Annotated in this window: 14 protein-coding genes; 7 read left to right on the top strand and 7 right to left on the bottom strand. The window is 37.9% G+C overall.

Annotation, left to right across the window (positions count from 1 at the left end; all coding sequences use genetic code 11):
• The first annotated feature begins 23 nt into the window (after positions 1–23).
• Positions 24–800 carry a 2'-5' RNA ligase family protein gene (locus TY21_RS04030; RefSeq protein ID WP_042239103.1) on the top strand — a complete coding sequence of 259 codons (777 nt, stop codon included), beginning with the start codon at positions 24–26 and terminating at the stop codon, positions 798–800.
• Positions 801–1309: 509 nt separating this feature from the next.
• On the opposite strand, the gene TY21_RS04025 is transcribed toward TY21_RS04030, so the two are convergent.
• Positions 1310–1696, bottom strand: a complete 387-nt coding sequence (locus tag TY21_RS04025) for a hypothetical protein (RefSeq protein WP_042239106.1) — start codon at positions 1694–1696, stop codon at positions 1310–1312.
• A 128-nt stretch (positions 1697–1824) separates the two neighbouring features.
• On the opposite strand from TY21_RS04025, the gene TY21_RS04020 reads away from it, so the two are divergent.
• The 4 genes from TY21_RS04020 to TY21_RS11825 all read left to right on the top strand — a co-directional run bounded on the left by TY21_RS04020 (position 1825) and on the right by TY21_RS11825 (position 4540).
• A complete protein-coding gene (locus tag TY21_RS04020) occupies positions 1825–3285 on the top strand; it encodes an RNB domain-containing ribonuclease (RefSeq protein WP_042239108.1) in 1461 nt (486 codons plus the stop codon).
• Between the two features lie 529 nt (positions 3286–3814).
• Complete coding sequence (locus TY21_RS04015; RefSeq protein ID WP_042239110.1) at positions 3815–4075, top strand: hypothetical protein; 261 nt, start codon at positions 3815–3817, stop codon at positions 4073–4075.
• Positions 4068–4334 carry a type II toxin-antitoxin system YafQ family toxin gene (locus TY21_RS04010; RefSeq protein ID WP_042239112.1) on the top strand — a complete coding sequence of 89 codons (267 nt, stop codon included), beginning with the start codon at positions 4068–4070 and terminating at the stop codon, positions 4332–4334. The genes TY21_RS04015 and TY21_RS04010 overlap by 8 nt, the downstream gene beginning before the upstream one ends.
• A gap of 119 nt (positions 4335–4453) precedes the next feature.
• Positions 4454–4540 carry a DUF4277 domain-containing protein gene (locus TY21_RS11825; RefSeq protein WP_130589708.1) on the top strand — a complete coding sequence of 29 codons (87 nt, stop codon included), beginning with the start codon at positions 4454–4456 and terminating at the stop codon, positions 4538–4540.
• A gap of 79 nt (positions 4541–4619) precedes the next feature.
• Here the strand turns inward: TY21_RS11825 and TY21_RS04000 are convergent, their stop codons facing one another.
• Positions 4620–7481, bottom strand: coding sequence for a pentapeptide repeat-containing protein (locus TY21_RS04000; protein WP_052354328.1), 2862 nt, complete (start codon positions 7479–7481; stop codon positions 4620–4622).
• A gap of 422 nt (positions 7482–7903) precedes the next feature.
• Between TY21_RS04000 and TY21_RS10965 the strand changes: the two genes are divergently transcribed.
• Together TY21_RS10965 and TY21_RS03995 are read left to right on the top strand one after the other, a co-directional pair.
• On the top strand, positions 7904–8077 hold the full coding sequence (locus TY21_RS10965; protein WP_158623019.1) for a hypothetical protein: 174 nt from the start codon (positions 7904–7906) through the stop codon (positions 8075–8077).
• Positions 8078–8443: 366 nt separating this feature from the next.
• Positions 8444–11812: an NACHT domain-containing NTPase gene (locus tag TY21_RS03995; RefSeq protein WP_042239115.1), complete on the top strand. Its 3369-nt coding sequence runs from the start codon at positions 8444–8446 to the stop codon at positions 11810–11812.
• A gap of 253 nt (positions 11813–12065) precedes the next feature.
• Here TY21_RS03995 and TY21_RS03990 read toward each other — a convergent pair whose 3' ends face one another.
• From TY21_RS03990 to TY21_RS03970, 5 genes are all read right to left on the bottom strand, one after another.
• Complete coding sequence (locus TY21_RS03990; protein ID WP_052354330.1) at positions 12066–13070, bottom strand: hypothetical protein; 1005 nt, start codon at positions 13068–13070, stop codon at positions 12066–12068.
• 78 nt (positions 13071–13148) lie between these two features.
• The gene (gene tmk, locus TY21_RS03985; RefSeq protein ID WP_042239118.1) at positions 13149–13793 is read right to left on the bottom strand and encodes a dTMP kinase; all 645 of its coding nucleotides are present in this window, start codon (positions 13791–13793) and stop codon (positions 13149–13151) included.
• Positions 13790–16369, bottom strand: a complete 2580-nt coding sequence (gyrA, locus tag TY21_RS03980; RefSeq protein ID WP_042239119.1) for a DNA topoisomerase (ATP-hydrolyzing) subunit A — start codon at positions 16367–16369, stop codon at positions 13790–13792. The genes tmk and gyrA overlap by 4 nt, the downstream gene beginning before the upstream one ends.
• A 29-nt stretch (positions 16370–16398) precedes the next feature.
• Complete coding sequence (gyrB, locus tag TY21_RS03975; protein WP_042239122.1) at positions 16399–18903, bottom strand: DNA topoisomerase (ATP-hydrolyzing) subunit B; 2505 nt, start codon at positions 18901–18903, stop codon at positions 16399–16401.
• A gap of 21 nt (positions 18904–18924) precedes the next feature.
• Complete coding sequence (locus TY21_RS03970) at positions 18925–19263, bottom strand: DUF721 domain-containing protein (protein ID WP_042239125.1); 339 nt, start codon at positions 19261–19263, stop codon at positions 18925–18927.
• Between the last annotated feature and the right edge of the window lie 178 nt (positions 19264–19441).

The following is a 19441-nucleotide window of genomic DNA, read 5'->3' as shown; positions in this document are numbered from 1 at the left end:
ACAAGAAAGCAGATGAAAAACGTGTGTTTTTTGCTCTCGAAGTTAAGGCTCCTTGGCCTGAAAAATTGCCTAAGGGGCGTGTTTTAGATCCTCACACACGTCATGCTACCTTAGCTTTTGTAGGAGAAATTTCTCTTTCTGCTCTGTTTCAACATGCCTTTCCCCACCCTTCCTTCAGAGTAGGCCTAGTAGGAGCTTTTAATGAATGCCTTTTTTTACCTTTTCACCATCCTAATGTCGTAGCTTGGAAATTTGATTGGTATGATGAAAGTAAAGAATTAAGGGAGTATCGCCACAAGCTTTTAAATTGGCTAAGTATGCATCAGTATCCCCTGCGAGACAACCATAAAGATTGGCTGTGTCATGTAACCCTATCCAGAAAACCTTTTGATCAAAAAGAGTGGCAAGCAGCTTTTATGCCTTTACCCATGCTAACGCAGTCACTTCATCTTTATGCTAGTTTAGGTCACTTAAACTATCATCCTCTATGGTCCTATTCATTTATTCCCCCTTTTCAGGAAATTAAGTATCCTAATCAGACTGTTTATCTAATTAATGGAGAAAATCTTAATCAGATCTACCAGCATGCCTTTGCTGCCCTAGCTTTTCATTATCCTCCCCTTACCTCTTATCATCATACAAAAAACTATGATCAGTTAAAGGAGATTATTGCTGATTTAAATTTTTTGATTGCTCAGGTAAAAGCTGATCAAGACTGTCCCCTTAAAACCCTTCATGTGTATAAAGACATCCAGACAAAAGACTCTATTCTTCAATTTGAAATGATAATGGTTAAATAATTTAGAACTACTAAAGCTTTTTATTCATTTAATCTTTACCTAAAGAACAGGCTCATGCAAAGAATAGAATGGAAAGATTAAAGAGCAATAGGAGCTTATCAAAGAGGAGGGTATAGAAATCAAGCAAAGGCACTCACGCTTCAATCTTTTTATATGCTCATGGGATGATGAAGTTAAGATCAGCTTTCTAAGCAGCCGTTGATTAAATAGCAATCTTTAAGTATTTTTTCTGGCCATGTACTTAATATAATAGCTATAAATCCAGCAAGAACGCAAATGTTAGTAAATAGCGTGCTTCAAAAAACTTGAGTCTGAATACCTAATTCTTTAAAAGCTACCTCTCTACCTTGGGAAGATGATTATACAATAGCTGCATTTTTATAAAAAGCAGCTCAAAAGCATATAATAGTTTAAAAGGCAAAGAAAGCTATTTAACAATTTGTTGCTTTATAACTCGTCAATTTTTTTATAGCCTATAAAAAGTTTTATGAGTGCAAGAAGGACACTGGCTAATATGTCGCTAAAACTTCCCCACGTATATTTATGTACACCACCGCATCACTTATTTCTATAATAATCATCCGCTGATGCTGTTTTGTTTCTTTTTCTCCCCCCCATGCGTCACCAGCTTTTTGTGTGGTCCATTGAATCACGTACTGGCCTGGTAAAAGCTTAAAAACTTTTGATACCCTACGATTCATAAAGCTTTTTGGTGTTAAATCCATATCTTCTTCATTAAATTTAACAGAAGTAACGATAACCTGGGGCATTGCGCTATCTTCAATAGATAAATGCACTTCAACTTTATTGGCTACCATAATAGCATCTAGAGAAGGAGAATAAAAAAGTAAAAAAGTAAAAAGAAAAAAACAAGTTTTTAAAATTATTTTTAGCATACAATTCTCTTTAGGTTAAAAAATTTATTCGATAAACCCGAAAAATAAATTAGCACGGAAATTCTATCCTTGTTATATCATAACTTTTTAACATTTTCATTTAAATTTTCAAAGCTATGCAAAAATTAATGAATTCCCAGGTAAATTTATTAGAAATTGCCCGTCAGGCCATGCTAGCTAAAGGGTTATCTCCTGATTTCCCTTCAAAAGTACAGGCTCAGTTAAATAGACTACCAGCTCTAGTACTTGATAGCTCTAATGAACGTAGTGACATGACTAATAAACTGTGGTTTTCAATTGATAATGATGATTCATTAGATTTGGACCAGTTAACCTATGCAGAGCGTATAAACGATCATTTAATAAGAGTATATGTAGCCATTGCGGATGTAGATGCGTTAGTTAAAAAAGATACGCCTCTTGATCGACATGCTCTGGCAAACACCACCTCTGTTTATATGCCCATGATCGTCTTTCCTATGCTGCCAGAGAAGTTATCCACTAATTTAACCTCGCTTAATCCTAATGAAAAGAGAGCCTCTATTGTAGTTCAAATGGATGTAGAGGAATCAGGTAGAGTAGTGGATTATCATCTGTTTCAAAGCTACGTTTTTAATTATGCTAAACTTGCTTATAATAGTGTGGATGCGTGGTTGGAAACGGGAGCTTTACCTCCCGAGCCTATTCAAAAAATAAAAGAGTTGGCTTCTCAGATACGCTTGCAAGATGAAGTAGCTCAACGCCTGAAAAAACATCGCCAATCTTTAGGCTTCTTAACATGGGAAACTTACGATCCGCAACCCATTATAAAAGAAGGCCAGGTAGTAGATCTTCAAGAGGTAAAAATTAATCGTGCGCGTGAATTAATAGAAAATTTAATGGTTGCCGCTAATACCTGTATCACTTTATTTCTACAAAAAACTAAGTGCCCGATAATTAAACGGGTTATTTGTCACCCCAAACACTGGGAGCGCATTGTACAAATTGCTGATAAACATAAATTTCCTCTCCCTCTTAACCCTGATTCAAAAGCTCTTGAAAATTTTCTAATTAAAATGCGTGCTGAGGATCCTTTAAATGCTCGTGATTTATTTTTAGTGATTATCAAGCTTTTAGGACGGGGCGCATATACCGTACAATCCCCTGCTGATAAACCCAACCAACATTTTGGCTTAACCTTAGCGCCCTATACGCATGCTACTGCCCCTAATAGACGTTATTCAGATCTGATTGTGCAACGTCTGCTTAAAGCCCGCCTTGTAAATCAAGCTTGCCCTTATTCTCTTTCTGTTTTGCAAACCATGCTTCAAACATGCACAGAAAAAGAAATATGTGCAGACAAAGCCAAGCGCAGTGTAATGAAATCCGTATTAGCTTTATATCTAGAAGATGCAATCGGTAAAACTTTTGATGCTTTTCTAACAGGTAAAGGAGAAAAGGGTAACTGGATCCGACTGATTAGTACCGCCATTGAAGGCAAGCTTATCAATGGCTATCAAAATATTGAGGTAGGAGATCGGTTGAAAGTTAAGCTAGTTTCTGTCAATGCTGAAAAAGGTTTTTTGGATTTTGTCCAGGAAAAGCATTAATATATTATCTCTTTATGACAAAGCTATAATTTTTTAAGCTTGTAGTTGGGTAAAGAGCTGCTTAGAAGCATATAATCCTATAACCTTCTGCACAGGTTTATACCTAAAGCTTAACTTTTTCCTTGAATCCTCCCAGGGGTTTAGTGGAGCACTTCTTAATTCAAAGATGTGTATTTTATCCTCATGTAACAATCTCGATTCTATTTAAGAAGATATAAGATACTCATACCATCACTGTAAATAAGCTTTTTTCCGCCTTGCTTTAAGGGGCCGAAAAAAAATAGGGTCTGAATAAAGCAACTCCTGCCTCCATCTCTCCTTTTTCATTAAGTCCTTATCTTTTTTCTTTTTTGATGCGGCAATTTCCCTCATGATGGTCGACTCCCCTTCCTCTCGAAGGTATTTAAAAGTTTGGTTGGGATTAATAATGGGCTCCTACACTAAACCATGGTAGACTTGCCTAGTTTTAGGCTTACCTATAAATATTTTCTTTATTACAATGAAGATATGCACCCTAAGGAGGAGCTATATGACTGCACATTCTCATAGAGTAAAGGTCACTATTGACGTTTCTGAAGACGAAAGAACTTATATTAAAATACTAGCTGCTAAAAAAAGAATGACTATTAGTGATTTTATTATGTCTTTTGTTAGACCTAATATTCCTCATGATCAGCCCGATGCTGAAACTCAAAAAGCCATGCGCGATGTAGACGAAAGAAAGAATCTCACTCATTGCAAAACGATAGAAGAATTTTGGGCAGTAGTGGGAATAGACCCGAATGCTTGAGATTGAATTCACCAAAGCAATAAAGAAGGATTTAAAAAAGTATCAATATCAAAAAGATATACTTCTCGCCCTTCATGAAGTTATTGGCATATTAGAGAACCAGCATCCTCTGCCTTCTAAAAATCGGAATTATCATTTAACTGGCAATGGGGTAAATCATAGGGAATATCATGTTAAAAATGATGTCTTACTCATCTATCAAATCGATGGTAATATTTTATTTTTAACTCGATTTGGGTCTCATTCCGAGCTTTTCTAAAAAGATATGAGAGGATATCTTAAAGCTTACATTCCTCAGCAAAAAAAATAATTAGGAATTTTGAAGACTAATCAAGTAAGATGTTTTCTTTAAGAGTTTAAGCTAAACGACTAAAAGCTATGCAAATAGATACGCAAAACGTTGATCATTTAGGATTGGTAGCTGGAATGTGTGAGGAGATAGGGTTAGTTGACCTTATTTATTAATTGCTCAACATTCAGGCTATAAAGAAGGATTTAAAGAAGTATCCACATCAAAAAGATAACCTTCCTACCCTTCGTGAAGTTATTGGCATATTGGCGAAATAGAGTTCCCTGCCCCTTTAGAAAGTTGGGAAAGCAATAATTTATTCTTAAATTGCAGATTGCGGACATTCTTCAGGCTTAATCCTTCCACTTCTAAGCATCTAGGAATTTTCCACAAAAAGTGGAAGCGTTTTTTTTCAATTTTCCATGCATAAAGTTTTTTTAATCCCACTAGATTATTACGCCAGCAGACCACAAGCTTACCATGAGGCGAAAGGCGAACCTTTGGTGTAGAAAAAGACAGGGTCTCCTGAGCAATCTCTTTTTTATGTTCCATATTCCATAAGCTAAGCTTGGTAATACTGCGGTGTGAGTAGGCCTGAGGCGATTCTATAATTTTTTCAGCAATAATCATTAGAGAACCATCTAGAGATAGATCAAAGCTCTGCACCCGATTATTAAAATCTATTTTATTTGCTTTATCTGCATTGCTCTCCCATATAGAGATTGTGGAGCAGCTTTCCTGAAAGATGAGCCGAGAATCATCTAAAAAGCGTATATTGGTAATAGACGAAAGTTTTTTAGCTAGTTGTACTTGAGGAGTTCGCCAATCGATTTTCCAGATTTTGGTTTGTTCTGAACGCAGCTCATGTTCAATTGTGATGAGAGTAGCTATAGGAAAAACACTAGGGGAGAGGACAAGACCAATTTTTTTCCCACTAAGAGAAGAGATAGAAACAGTTGCTTTCCGTACCTTGGAAGCGATATCCCATATTTCAAATTGATTTTGATGGGCATTAACGAGGTGGCAATTATCTTCGGATAAAGCACATCCCAGTAGATCATTCACTCTAAACGTGTCGCGTTCTTTCTCGTTTTTAGCTTGAGAGAGAGTGATACAGGCCATTTCCTGCTGGCGCTGGATTCCTAAGATATAGTGGGCATGCGCGGAAAGAGCACAAACATCTGGGTCTTGCTTAGATATAGGCAAAGCATGTTCTGTGTTTGAAATAGCCCTGTAGAAAAGCCTCATACCCGATGAAGATTCGTATTCATAAAGCCTACCATTCGAGTTCAGAAGATAAATTGCCTCATCATTAGAAGAAAAACGTAAAGCGCGGAGGCGCGCGTTAAGAGGAGTTTCTTTCTTGCTATAAAAGCTTTCTAAAGTTCTGATAAAAATTTTTTCATTAGAAATTCTGAGCAGGCGTTTATTAGCTAAAAGGAATGTTATATTTGCCATACCAGATCTCTGAGTAGAGAATTGCTCTCGTACCATTAATTGATAATTCTTCGCGCTATCTCGCATGCAAAGCATGTCTGTACCTAGGAAGTAGGCAATAAGAGAACTGTTTGGCAAAAATTGCAAATTGCTTATCCCACTTTTTTCTGAAAAAAGTGGGACTATTTCCTTATTCTTGCTATCCCACGCACATACTTCTTCCCCTTTTTCTCCTTTCACGTTGAGCAGTAGGTCTCCCTTGGGAGTGAACTGAATATTACTAATATTGTCTATTTTCCCTTCCAAATAGATGGTCTTGTCATTTAACAGTTCTAATGTCGGAAAGGAATAAAATTTTATGCATTTACTTTGATAAATTTTAACTGCCAACACCGATTTCTCCTGAGAAAAGATAATATCATTTCCCCTCTCCTCTACTAGACCCTCTCTTCCCATCTTATTATCTTTTATTAGTATATCTTTTACTCGCTTAAACTGAGGAAAGTCTTCCTTATTTAAGTCTATCCTCCAACGGCAAATTGCCTTTTGGTCAGCCTCTATATTTGTACACCTACTTTTTAATCGAGTTCCACTAAGAATTAAGCCGTCGTTTGTAAGTGTAAATAAGGAAAAAGAGTCCATGTTTTCCAACTTTAATTGCCCCCTCTTTACTATTTTTAAAGGCTCAGTTTCCCCTCTCTCGATAGATTGAGTTTCCCATATCTCGATTTTTCCCTGGCCATAAGCCCTAAAAAGAAATTTTCCATCTTGAGAGAAGAGTAAAAAAATGCGTGAAATAGAGGGAGAAGTTGATGACCCAAGTGATGTCCTTGGTTTTGGTTTATTTACCTCCCATTCAGGTAGTGGGCTTGACATTTTACGAAAAGTTATTAGATCCCAAACATAAAGATTTTCCGCATCATTGGATACTAAATACCTTCCATCAGGAGAGAGAGCTGCCGCAAGTACAGGGTGAGGATGCTGTAAGTAAGGCCGATGTCCAAACTCGATATTTTCAAGATTAGCGCCATCCAAAATGGCATTTCTCAATGAACAATCCTTCAGCTCTGCATGGCTCAAATTAGACTCTGATAAGTTAGCCTTTGCCAATGAGCAATCTCTCAGCTTGGCATAGCTTAAATTAGCCTTTGATAAATCGGCTCCATCAAAAATCGCATGCGAAAGCCTTATATGCGGAATCTGAATTCTTTCAAGTTTCTGATCTACAAAAGAAAAGCCTGTCTTTTTTAAAATCATCATGGCATTGGCTGCGGCAACGCTCAACTTTGAGCAATCTTTAGAAGACTTAACAATCTTTAGGAGCATATGCTGGATTTCTAATAGTCCGGAAGCTTGCTGTAAATAATCTGCCGCAAAATAATGGACTATGTGGGAGTTCATTAATTGGCCGTTATTAGAAATTGCCTGGATAAACTCATCCTCCTTTTCTTGAATAAGCTGCTTCCACTCCTTACAAACCAGCTTTGCTTGGCTTTGATCTTTTGCGCCCAATTTTGCAAATATTTTTGAACTAATCTCTGTATAAGTCCTCAGTTTCATGTCTGGAGACTTTCTTTCCTCTATTGCTTTAAACTCCGGAAATATAAAATGATAAGAGCCTTGTGCTTCAGAATTAAGGGCTGGATAAATGTTATGAGCTTTATTTGATGAAATACACATATAACTATCTCCTAAAAAAGCCAGGTTAAAAGGTCAGGTTATTAGAATATTTTAAAAAATTAACAAACTCTCTTTTGTCTTTTTCATTCCTCCTCGCCCAGATTGATGAAGCTTATATTATATATTTTACCTCATCACAAATTTTGTCAAACCCAAATCCACTGAACTTTCTTATTCATAACCTTTTATGCCATTAGACCTCATTGAATTCCTTTAATTCTTGGGAGGGCTTTTGGCAGCATATAAAGCTAGAGACCCATAAGGTCCTTCTACAATAAAAACAAATGGCTAAAAAGCGAAAAAATAATTAATCTTAACATTATTAAAAAAACCTTAATTAGCTAATGTCTAAAAAAGTTTTCATATTCGAGCCTAGGGGTATAATTAAGTAATGGCTAAACTTTTCAAGGACTTAAGAAGCGATGGCAGTAGAAGAAGGTAGTAAAATCCTTTTCTTAAAAATGGGGGATTGGGGAGCTATAAGAGAAAGTTACAAGCATGAGGGTAGGCTATCCCCTTTCCACTACTCCGCAGACTTGGTTAAGGCAAGTATGACTGAAATAATAAGTAGGCAGCTAATTAACAAATCTACCTAAACTCTAATAAAGATTTTTACTTTAAGATAAGACGAGCTTTTCTCTTAGAGTCGGCAACAGATAGCTAAGAGTGGGTTAAGACTAGCCCTAGTGAAAAAATTAATGGAACCAGGCAAGAGATAGGGGCATGCCTGGTAAAAAACCACTCTTAGAAAGCCTGTCACCTATATTGAGATACATTTTCATGCGAGATTATAGCTAAATTTAAAGCGCCTTAGCTATTTAAAGCAAAAAAATATTGCATAATTTAAAATAATTATAAAGAATGGAGATGCGAAGGTTGTTTTTTAAACTCAAAAAAACAAAATAGCAGGCCATCAATCAAGATGGATGCAATTTTAGTTTTCAAACCATGAGGAGGAAGCTATGACAAGCACAAGTCCTACAATTTTCACCCAGCAGTCTCCAACTTTTACCCCCATAACTACCCATCTACCGCCAACAAAAGGAGAAGCTATTGCTAAAGTAATTTTTCGCCTAATTGGTCAGATTTCGAATAAACCAAAATATATCTACGATGTAAGCATACATCCTGAAAAAAAAGATGTAATAGCGAGCGTTAAACATAAAGATTCAAGTTTGATAAAGCACCATCCTCACTATTGGAATGTTAAGTATATAAATTTTCCTAAAGAATTTACCTTAAAGCAAATTTCCGAATTGATGATTCGACAGCATCCTGCGGTAAAAGTATCTAAAGAAAAGAGCATTGAACAGTTAAATTTAGAAGCTGAAAGCTATGATCGACAATATCCCGTTAAGGTAGAAATAGGAATTAAAGGCACGACCCACCAGGGAAAAGAATACTATTTAAAGCTATGCCCTGACAACCTTGAAAATAGCGCAGCTTATATTAAAGATGAACAGGGAAATGTGGTGCAAATTAGCCTCAACTTAGGACCTCTTAAGGATTATCGATATAAAGATATCCGTAACAATGTTTTACCTGATTTTAACTCTAAATATCAAGTTAACTTAGCTCAAGAAGCAAAAGGACCCTGCTTACGGTTGACTACTTTAGCCCCGCTTACACAACAAGTAGCTCCCGCCTCAGGGGAATTCCAGCAAGTCGCTTCGTCTTCATCTATTTCTTCTTCCCAAATACTTCCCCGAGCTGTGCCTTTGTTCTCTATCCGCAATACTCAGGACTTGGTTAATTATCTGACCGGTGAAGGCTCTAAAGATCCTTTAATTGACGAGATTGTTAAGAAGATGGTGGATAGCTTTACCCAGCTTCAGCAGCCTTCAGCAGAGGCGATTAAGGAAGTTATCAAACTATTTGATAAGTTGGAGGATTATGATCAATTTCGCATTCTCAAAAGTTTGATCACGCATTTTGTGGACAACCCTCTCACCGATAAGAAAATTTTACACGCACTGACAGACATTTTGGTGCATTTTCAAAAATTTATTTATCAGGATAATTTAGAAATCTCTTTTCACAAATCTGGTCAGCTTTCTTCTATGTCAGCAGAGTTTTTAGAAAGGCTTGAGCCTACGCATTTTGGGAAGATGCTGAAAATTTTAACAGATAATCTTGCGCCGACTGCTCAACCTAAGAAAAATTCTTTAATCAAACAACACCTCAGGGTAATCATTGCCCTAATTGAAGCTATGTTAATCAAGGAGGTAGAAGGCGTCGATAAAGAAATATACATAAACGCTTATGAAGCGATTAGCCAATTTACAAAAGATAAAGACTTAGAGGTGGCTTATCTTGCCAAGTATGGGGAAAATTCTTTTCTCAAAATATCAGATGACCAAACTACTGGAGACATCGTTAAAGATGTATGCTCTCGTACCTTTTACTTCCTAAGAGCGGTAGCAAAGATAGCAGATGCGGTTGACCTATTTGAACCTTGGCATATTGCTTCTGCTTTCGAGGCTCCAGCGGATTTTCAACAGGCTTTCGCCTTTCAGGGACCTGGAATTGTAAAAAAAGTTAAAGAAAAGTGGTTTCCTGAGGATTGGTTTAATGTGCTCTTTAAAGTGCGCTATACGCTTTTTGAATATCCCCATATCTTTGTCAAAGCCATTAACGCCTTAAGTACAGATGTTGAAATTCAAAAAAAAGAGACGCTCCATCATCCCTTTTTCCTAATGGGGTTTGTAAATCTGCTTTGGGAAGTGCTTCATTTTCCCCCTTCTGCTTCTTTAGACGACCTTGAGTTAAAAAAGGTAGCTGTTCAGGTTTTTAAACAAATTTACCAAGCCAATGACACGCAGAAAAATTATAATCCCCAGGAGGCATTTAGCTTAAAGAAAGAGAGGAATAGAACACAACTTCAAGAAATTACTAAACGTTATTTATTAACTTGCACGACTCATCCGCAGCAAGAGATTAGAGAGCTTGCTAAGGGAGTTGTAAACGCTTTGCCAATGGATAAAAGTCCAATTACCTCTTTTGAGTCTGCTCCACTAACCGATCTTTTCACTGAAGCTATTAAAAAAGTTCCTCTTTTTGAAACTATGCAACGCATTGCAGAAAAATTAAGGAAAGATGACCAACTTAAGAAAGAAAGAGCCTATTATATTTCTCCTAAAGCTAGCGATCCCGAACGGCAATTCTCTAACCCGCAACCTCTGGCAGAAGAATTAAAAGAGTTTTTCAGAAATGAGAGTGCTTATGCTCTTCATCTTGAAGGTGAAGGTGGGGCAGGGAAAACACTTGCTATGAAAATGCTAGCGGATCAGCTTTTAAAGAACTATTCTCATAAAAGTTATTTTCCTCTTTATACCTATCTCCCCAAGTTAAAGGATCCTATTCATAAAGCTCTGGAACATACTCTGGATTTTTATGGAGTGGATCGAGGTCAAGCCAATCAATTAAGGGATCGCAAAATTTTATTGATTTGCGATGCTTATGATGAAATTAACTTTGACAGATTTTCTCGTCGGTTTGAAGACCCTAAAAAAATTAATATTTATGTGACGAATGGATTTAAAGATAAAGAAATTTCCAAGGTTATCTTTGTCAGTAAAACAGGAACAGCAAAGAAAAGATGCTTTAAACCCCAAGGTGAAGACTTGCAAAGGCTACGTCTTACTCCCTTTGACGAAGCCCAAATTGTGGCCTATCTAAAAAAATTTGTGGCAGAGCGCCAAAAAGATAAAACCCTTCTTTGGACCGAACAAGAGTATTTGGATAACTTTCAAGCAATAAAAGACTCTTCTTTAGGGAAGGTTATTTCCAATCCTTTTCACCTAAAAATTACGGTGGAGGTTCTTCCTATTATTGTAAAAAAATACTTAAGCGAATGCCCCGACCTAGAATTGGAAAGCATATTTTTTGGAAGAAAAAAATTTGTTGTTTTGAAGGAATTATTCGATGTTTTTGCTTGTGTAACAGCTTATCGATCAAGTGTCAAAACTGAGGGAGAGAGTTATATAGCCCCCGAAAAATATTTGACTTATTCTGTTCAATTAGCCTTAAAAATGAGAAGTTGTAACAGGACTTTTATTCCTTGGCCACCCGAAAGTTTCATTGGAATTAAAGAACAGGAAAAAAACGATATTCGAAATAGCTTTAAAGATTTTTTTGAACCAGCTAAGAGCAGGGAAAAATTTTATAAAGAATGCCTAATTCAAAGAAATGAAGGATGGTCTTTTATTCATAAGGATTACCAAGAATATCTAGAGTTTTTAGGAAAGAAGTCGCCGGCAGAATTAGAGGAGTTCATGAAGAGAATTGTTAAGGAATATAAATTTAAGGAGCTTTTTAGCCATGACAGATGAAGCACAAGGAAACAAGAGAGGAGCATATCCCCTTTTTAAACTTAACGCCAGCTAATATACCCAACTTTTAAATAGGATCTTTAAAGAGCTTCATTTCAGTAAAAAATTTCTGCTTTCCTCTACAGAAATTAATGAAAGAAGCTCTTTTTTTTACCTTAAACCTCTTTCGGAATTTTTCAGTCCTACTTGAAAAGGAGAATTTCTTTTGATGGAAGCCAACAAATCTTTTGCATCTATCAAACACGAGCTATATTTAAAGCAGCTGAAGCTCTAGAAACAGCCTTTCTAAGCAATAGCTTAAAGAAGTCGATCTTTCCAGGCTTTTTTGAACGTTCTTAATTTTTTCCTCAACGAACTCTAACGGTAGAATTTCGCCGCGTTGATAAGCTTGGATAAGGTGTTTATGAAAGTCAGGGTTTTCTAGTAATTCTAAGCGTCCTCCCACATCTAGCAAATGTAAATCTCGATACCAAGATAAAATGTTTTTTAATAATGCTGTAGCCTGCTGATTTACCTGCATAGCTATCGCACCTTCTGTTTCTTTCTCAACTAAATTCTTCTGATAAGCGTTCATTTGATCGGCCGGTATCTTTTGAATTTCAGTTGTCCCAGCTTTTTCTTCTACTTTTTGAATTTCTTCAATTTGATGGGCAATTTGAGATGCATACGAGGAAAGTTTGGTATAGGTAGTCATTTTGCCTTCAGCCAATAATGATAAAATTTGGTTACGGCTAGGATCTTTTATCTTGGAAGCAGCATTTTTATTGGGAGATTGAAAACGAATCGTACGGCATCGCGACAAAATGGTAGGTAGAAGAGCATGCGCATGGCTAGAAAGTAAGATAATAAGGCTATTTAAAGCTTGTTCCTCAAATGTTTTAAGTAAAGCATTTGCACTATAATTTAACATCCTTTCGGCATCATAGAGCATAAAAATTTTCCAAGGGCTTTCATAGGGGGGCAAATAGACCTCTTCACAAAATTGACGCATCGAAGCGATACTATGCATCCCTATTTTACCTTCAGGACGGTAAATGTGAACATCTGGATGAACATTTCTATCAATTTTTGAATAAGAGTTTTCTCCCATTAGCAATTTTGCCAAGGAAAAGGCAAATTGATCCTTGCAAGCTCCTTCAGGTCCCGCAAACAATAAAGAATGCCCAATGGCTTGCTTTTGAACCATATTCACTAGATAATCTTTCACGTGCTCATTGCCTAGGATGTGGTCAAAAACTTCTCTCATATTGCTTGTCATAACCCAGGTTACCTTACAACCCTCGTATTAAGAAGGAATATAATTAAACTATTATTTATAAATTTAATTTATAGTTTTTCAATGGATGACTTTTTCTTCTAGCCACTGCTTAGCCTGGCGAAAGACAGCATCTTCGGCTTGATTAGCGTCAATGACCTGAATGCGCTCAGGAGATTGTCTTGCTAAACTTAAAAATCCTTGACGCACACGCTTATGGAAATCTAAACGCTCCGCTTCAATGCGGTCTACTTCCCCTCGTCCTGCATTTTCTTTGGAAGCTTTTCGCGTGCGCATAAGACCAATTTGTGGATCAACATCTAAAAATAAAGTAAGGTCTGGATTTAAATTTTCACTCACACACTCACAGATTTGCTTAACATAGTCCATCCCTAAGCCACGGCCTATGCCTTGATAAACAATTGTAGAATCATTAAAACGATCGCACAGCACCACTTTTCCTTTTTCAAGAGCAGGCTTAATTAATTCTTCTAAGTGTTGGGCACGCGCTGCTAAAAACAGCAGCAATTCAGCTTTATAACCAATCGGTAGATCAGCATTTCTATTAAGAAGCCATTCTCTAATATGAGTGCTTAATCGAGAACCACCCGGCTCCCGAGTTTTCACTACAGCGTACCCAAATGAGGTTAAAACGGCAGCTAACTTCTCTATAAGAGTTGTTTTACCGGCTCCTTCGCCGCCTTCTATTGTGATGAATAATGTCATAGGCTATTATTTTCTTCCAAAGTTTCTGTATCAATATGAGTAGGGCCTTCTAAATCAATTTCTGTTCCTGTTGCTACCCCATCAAGACTTTCTTCTTCTATGGCTACACCTACGCTAGCATCTTCTATACTTTCTTCTGCACTTTTCACTTTCTGAATAGCGACAAGATAATCATTATCACGTAAGTTGGCTAGTCTAACTCCTTGCGTATTACGTCCAAGCACGCGTAATTCACGCATACTAATACGGATAGCTTGCCCACTTGCTGTCATCATGACCATCCCATCCGTATCCGCTACGCAAAGAGCGCCTACTACATTTCCGTTCCGCTCGCTAGTCACAATTGAACGCACTCCCACGCCGCCACGATTTGTTTGCCTAAAATCTTCTACGAGGGAGCGCTTGCCAAAGCCATTCTCACAAACGACCAGAATGGTTTCATCCCCCTTTACGACTTCACAGCTGACGACATAATCATTCTCTTCTCTTAGGCTAACTCCTTTTACCCCTCGAGCCATACGACCCATGGGCCTAACCTTATCCTCAGCAAAGCGAACTGCCATACCCCTATGGGTAAATATCATCACTTGATACTCTTCTTTTACTAAGCGAGCTGCTACCACCTCGTCACCTTCATCCACATCTAACGCCCATATACCTTTACGACGTGGATTGCTGAAGTGGCTAAGCTCAGATTTTTTAACCACGCCTTTACGTGTAGCCATCAATATGCAGGCTTGCTCATCAAAAGAAGAAACACGCATGATGGTGGCAATCTTTTCATTAGGTTGAATATCTTCTAGCAAGTTAACGAGCGGTTTACCTTTAGATTTACGACTCGATTCTGGTATCTGCCAGACTTTTATCCAATAGCAACGCCCTAGATTTGTAAAAATTAATAGGTAGTCGTGCATGGTGGCAACATACAAGCCTTTAATGGTATCGTCCTCACGCTTCATCTGCATACCTGCAACCCCTTGGCCCCCTCTCCTTTGTTCACGGAAGGTATCCATAGGCATACGTTTAATGTAGTCATCTTCCGAAATAGTGATGATCACAGGCTCATTAGCAATCAGATCTTCCATGTTCATCTCGCTTTCGGCCGCGATAATCTGAGTCTTACGGGGAGACTTATGCTTTTCTTGAATTTCGTTCAGTTCATCTTTAATAATTTGACGGACCATGAGTTCGCTTGCAAGCACAGCTTTAAAATAGTTTATTTTCTCTAGTAAACTCTGGTACTCTTCATTAATTTTGTCATGCTCTAAAGCCGTCAGTTGATATAAACGTAAATCCAAAATTGCCGTGGCTTGCTTATCTGAAAAGGCAAATCTCTCAATTAAAGATTGTTTAGCCTCTTCACGGTTATTGCTAGCACGGATCAATCTCACAACTTCATCCAAATGATCGATAGCTTTTAAATAACCTTCCAAGATATGAGCGCGTGCTTCAGCTTTAGCCAATTCAAAACGGGTACGACGGCGGATAACTTCTATGCGATGTTCAATCCAGGCGCTAATGATATTTTTTACATTCATAATGCGCGGTAGACCTTTATCCAAGGCCAACATATGGCATCCAAAAGTAGTTTCCATATCGCTGAATTTATAAAGCTGATTGATGGTCACATCAGGGACTTCATTTCGTTTCAGCTCTAGCACAATCCGCATCCCATCTTTATCGGATTCATCGCGTAAATCAGATACTCCTGCCAAAGTCTTACTATTGATCAGGTCTGCAATCTGTTCAATTAAACGGGATTTATTAAGATTATAAGGAATTTCATCGATGACTAAGCGCTGGCGGTCCGGGTTATCTTCCATTTCTTCTACACGGATGACACCCCGTAAAATGATTTTACCATGGCCTGTATGAAAAGCTTCTTTCACTCCCCGATATCCACAAATAATTCCCCCTGTAGGAAAATCGGGCCCGGGCATTATTTGCATGATTTCTTCGATAGAAGTCATCGGTTGGTCTAGCACGAGTAAAGTTGCTGTAATTAACTCGTTAAGATTATGGGGCGGTATGTTAGTGGCCATACCCACCGCAATTCCTGAAGAACCATTACATAGCAAGTTAGGAAATTTAGCAGGAAAAACGACCGGTTCTTTCTTGGTCTCATCATAGTTAGGAACATGATCTACCGTATCTTTATCCAAATCTTCCATTAATTGCATAGAAGCATGAGTGAGTCGTGCTTCTGTATAACGCATGGCAGCAGGAGGGTCTCCATCAATCGAACCGAAGTTCCCTTGGCCATCAATTAAAGTGTAGCGCATCACCCAGCCTTGCGCCATACGCACTAAAGTGGGGTAGATGACCATTTCACCATGAGGATGGTAGTCCCCTGAAGTATCCCCTGATATTTTTGCGCATTTACGATGTTTGGCTCCCGGCGACAAGTTTAGCTGCCGCATCGCATAAAGAATACGGCGCTGAGAAGGCTTTAATCCATCGCGAACATCTGGTAATGCGCGTGAAATAATCACAGACATCGAATAACGCAAATAGCTGTCTTTCATTTCATCTTCGACATTACGAGGGATAATCACCTCATTTTTCGTATACGACATATTTACCTTAAAGTTGACGATTTGTTAGCTTATATATCTAAGTTTTTTACAGAAAGTGCATGCTGTTCAATGAAAGCTCGCCTTGGAGGTACTTCTTCACCCATCAGCATGGTAAACATATGATCAGCAGCTATCACATCAGGAAGGGTCACACGCAGCAATGATCTTTTAACTGGATCCATTGTAGTCTCCCAAAGCTGGTCTGCATTCATTTCACCTAAGCCTTTATAACGTTGAATTTCAATGCCTTTGCGGCCATTTACCCTTAGAAAATCAAGAATTTCATGAAGGGTAGAAAAATTATGGGTATGGTTATCTTCCTTAATTTCCATAATCGTTCCACTAGCCACAAGATAATAAGTCAAGTCATACCCAAAGTTTGCCAGCTTATTATTTAGCTGTTCAAGATGCTCCTCTTCATATAATTCCATAAAATTTAGACGCGTAGGTCTAAAAATTCTCATTTCCGGAGTAATTTCTTCTTCAGGGATAGAGGCTAAGGTTTGTTCATGCTGAGCTTTTTGCAAGCGCTCGTTCCGCTCTTTAAGCTCTTCAAATTCATCTAATGAATAAGCAAAGTGTACACCATCAGGCAGCGTAACCTGAAAACGAGGCAGCATCCCTTGAGGATTTTTTGCATGCAGAAATTCTCGGAAAGTGATTCCTTTACGCTCCATGCGTAAAACAAAGGATTCTAACTCTACCATCAGCTGAAGTAAATCTTTCATCTGGAGAATAGACATAGGCTCTTGATCTTTGGGAAGCTTCATTTTCACGTCGCTAATCCCCAATTCTAACAAGTATTCATCCATCTCTTTTTCGGAGTGAATATAGCGGCTAGTCTTTTTCCTAGAAACTCTATATAGAGGAGGTTGAGCAATGTAAATAAAGTTATTCTCTACTAAAGCAGGCATGTGACGATAAAAGAAGGTGAGAAGTAAAGTACGGATATGCGAGCCATCTACATCAGCATCCGTCATGATAATAATTTTATGATAACGCAGTTTTTCCAAGTGAAAACCATCAAGACCAATGCCACATCCTAAAGCAGAAATAATTGTTCCTACTTCGGTATTCTGAAGAACTTTTTCCAAACGAGCTTTTTCTACATTAAGAATCTTTCCGCGAATAGGCAAGATAGCCTGGAAACGTCTGTCCCTACCATTTTTAGCTGAGCCTCCTGCTGAATCACCTTCCACAATATAAATTTCGCATAGCTTAGGATCTTTTTCTTGGCAGTCTGTAAGCTTTCCAGGTAAGCGTCCACTGTCTAAAGCAGATTTACGCAAAGTCAATTCACGTGCTTTACGAGCAGCTTCCCGAGCTTGCGCAGCAAGAATAGCTTTATCCGAAATAGTTTTGGCGATTGCGGGGTGCTCGTCAAGGTAGATGGTTAACTCTTCACCAACAATTTGCTGGACGACGGAGCCTACGTCGCTATTACCTAGACGCTGCTTTGTCTGGCCTTCAAATTGAGGATTGGCAACTTTAACAGAAATAACAGCTGTCAAGCCCTCTCGCATATCTTCACCGCTAATCGATATTTTATCTGATTTTAGGAGATTATGGCTTTTAATATAGCTATTTAATACCCTTGTAAGAGCCGTTGAATAGCCAGTAAGATGAGTTCCTCCATGTCGTGTAGCAATATTATTGACATAAGAAAAGATAGACTCGGTATAAGTATCGTTCCATTGCATTGCCACTTCAAATTCAATGGGGGCATCATCACCGGGCCTAGATCCAGAAAAATATAAGGGCTCAGGAAAAAGGACATTTTTGTTTTCATTTAGATAAGATACAAAGGAAGAAAGACCTCCGCTATAACAGAAATGCACATCATCTTTATCTTCATTTCTTTCATCATGAAAATAAATATTGATCCCTTTATTGAGAAACGCTAACTCTCTTAAACGTTTGGCTAGAATATCATAGTCGAATTCTACGACTGATAAAATAGTATCATCCGGCCAAAATGTTATCTTAGTTCCCCGCTTCGTTGTCTCACCTATTTGTTCTATAGGTCTTACCACATGCCCTTGAGAAAATTCAATTTCATGAGTTTGGTTATTTTTATAAACCTGGACAACCATCTTTTTAGAAAGGGCACAGACACAAGAAACGCCTACCCCATGTAAGCCACCCGAGACTTTGTAAGTGTTTTTATCAAATTTACCGCCAGCATGTAAAATAGTCATCACCACTTCTATAGCTGAAACATCACGACCCTGCTTGATCGATTCTTTTTCATGCTTTTCTACAGGAATACCCCGGCCATTATCTTCAATAGTCGCAGAGCCATCTTTATGAAGGGTCACGCAAATGGCGGTGCAATAGCCTGCCATAGCTTCATCAATACAGTTATCTACGGCTTCATACACCAGCTGATGCAAGCCATTAGAAGAGGTGTCGCCTACGTACATACCAGGGCGCTCTCTAACAGCTTGCAACCCTTCTAAGACTGTGATAGAACTAGCATCGTACTCTTTAGTTACTTGCTTAGCACCTTCTGAACTTAACGTATCGTTAGTCATGCATACATCCTATAATATTTATCATCCAATCCGAAAAACGATGTTCTTGAGATGAATATGAGGGAACTTGGTTTTTAAACTAGCTATAATTCGATTTTTATCATTTTGGCTTAAAAGACTGTGTAAAGTAGAGTTTTTTACTTTAACATGCAGAACGCCATCAATAAAAGACATGGCTTGTGTCATAGATGCTAGCTTAGCTCCAATGACTTCAGGCCATGCTGCTAACACAAGATCTGGACGAAGGCGATAATTCTCGCGAATTTGAAAAACGAGCTGAGAAAGCACATCCGAAATTTTGTGTGTGGTAATTGCAGTGCCATCATAATTCTTAGGAGTTCTTCGAATTGCTTTTTGCACCGTTTAATTCCTTTAAAAAAGTAAGCTTTTTAACATAAAAGGTCTCGTCTTATCAAGGGTTTTTATGCTTTGTTTACTCTACTTCGCCTACAGGTAATGCTAAAGTAAATTATTCATTTACCTTCCCTAAATGATCAGAATTAATAAAAAAGATTAAGGAAGTTAAAAGTTAGAATAA

The organism is Neochlamydia sp. S13, from assembly GCF_000648235.2.
Classification (GTDB): domain Bacteria; phylum Chlamydiota; class Chlamydiia; order Chlamydiales; family Parachlamydiaceae; genus Neochlamydia.
Note: the sequence above shows the minus strand (reverse complement) of the source record. Positions and strands in the feature narration are given on the sequence as shown.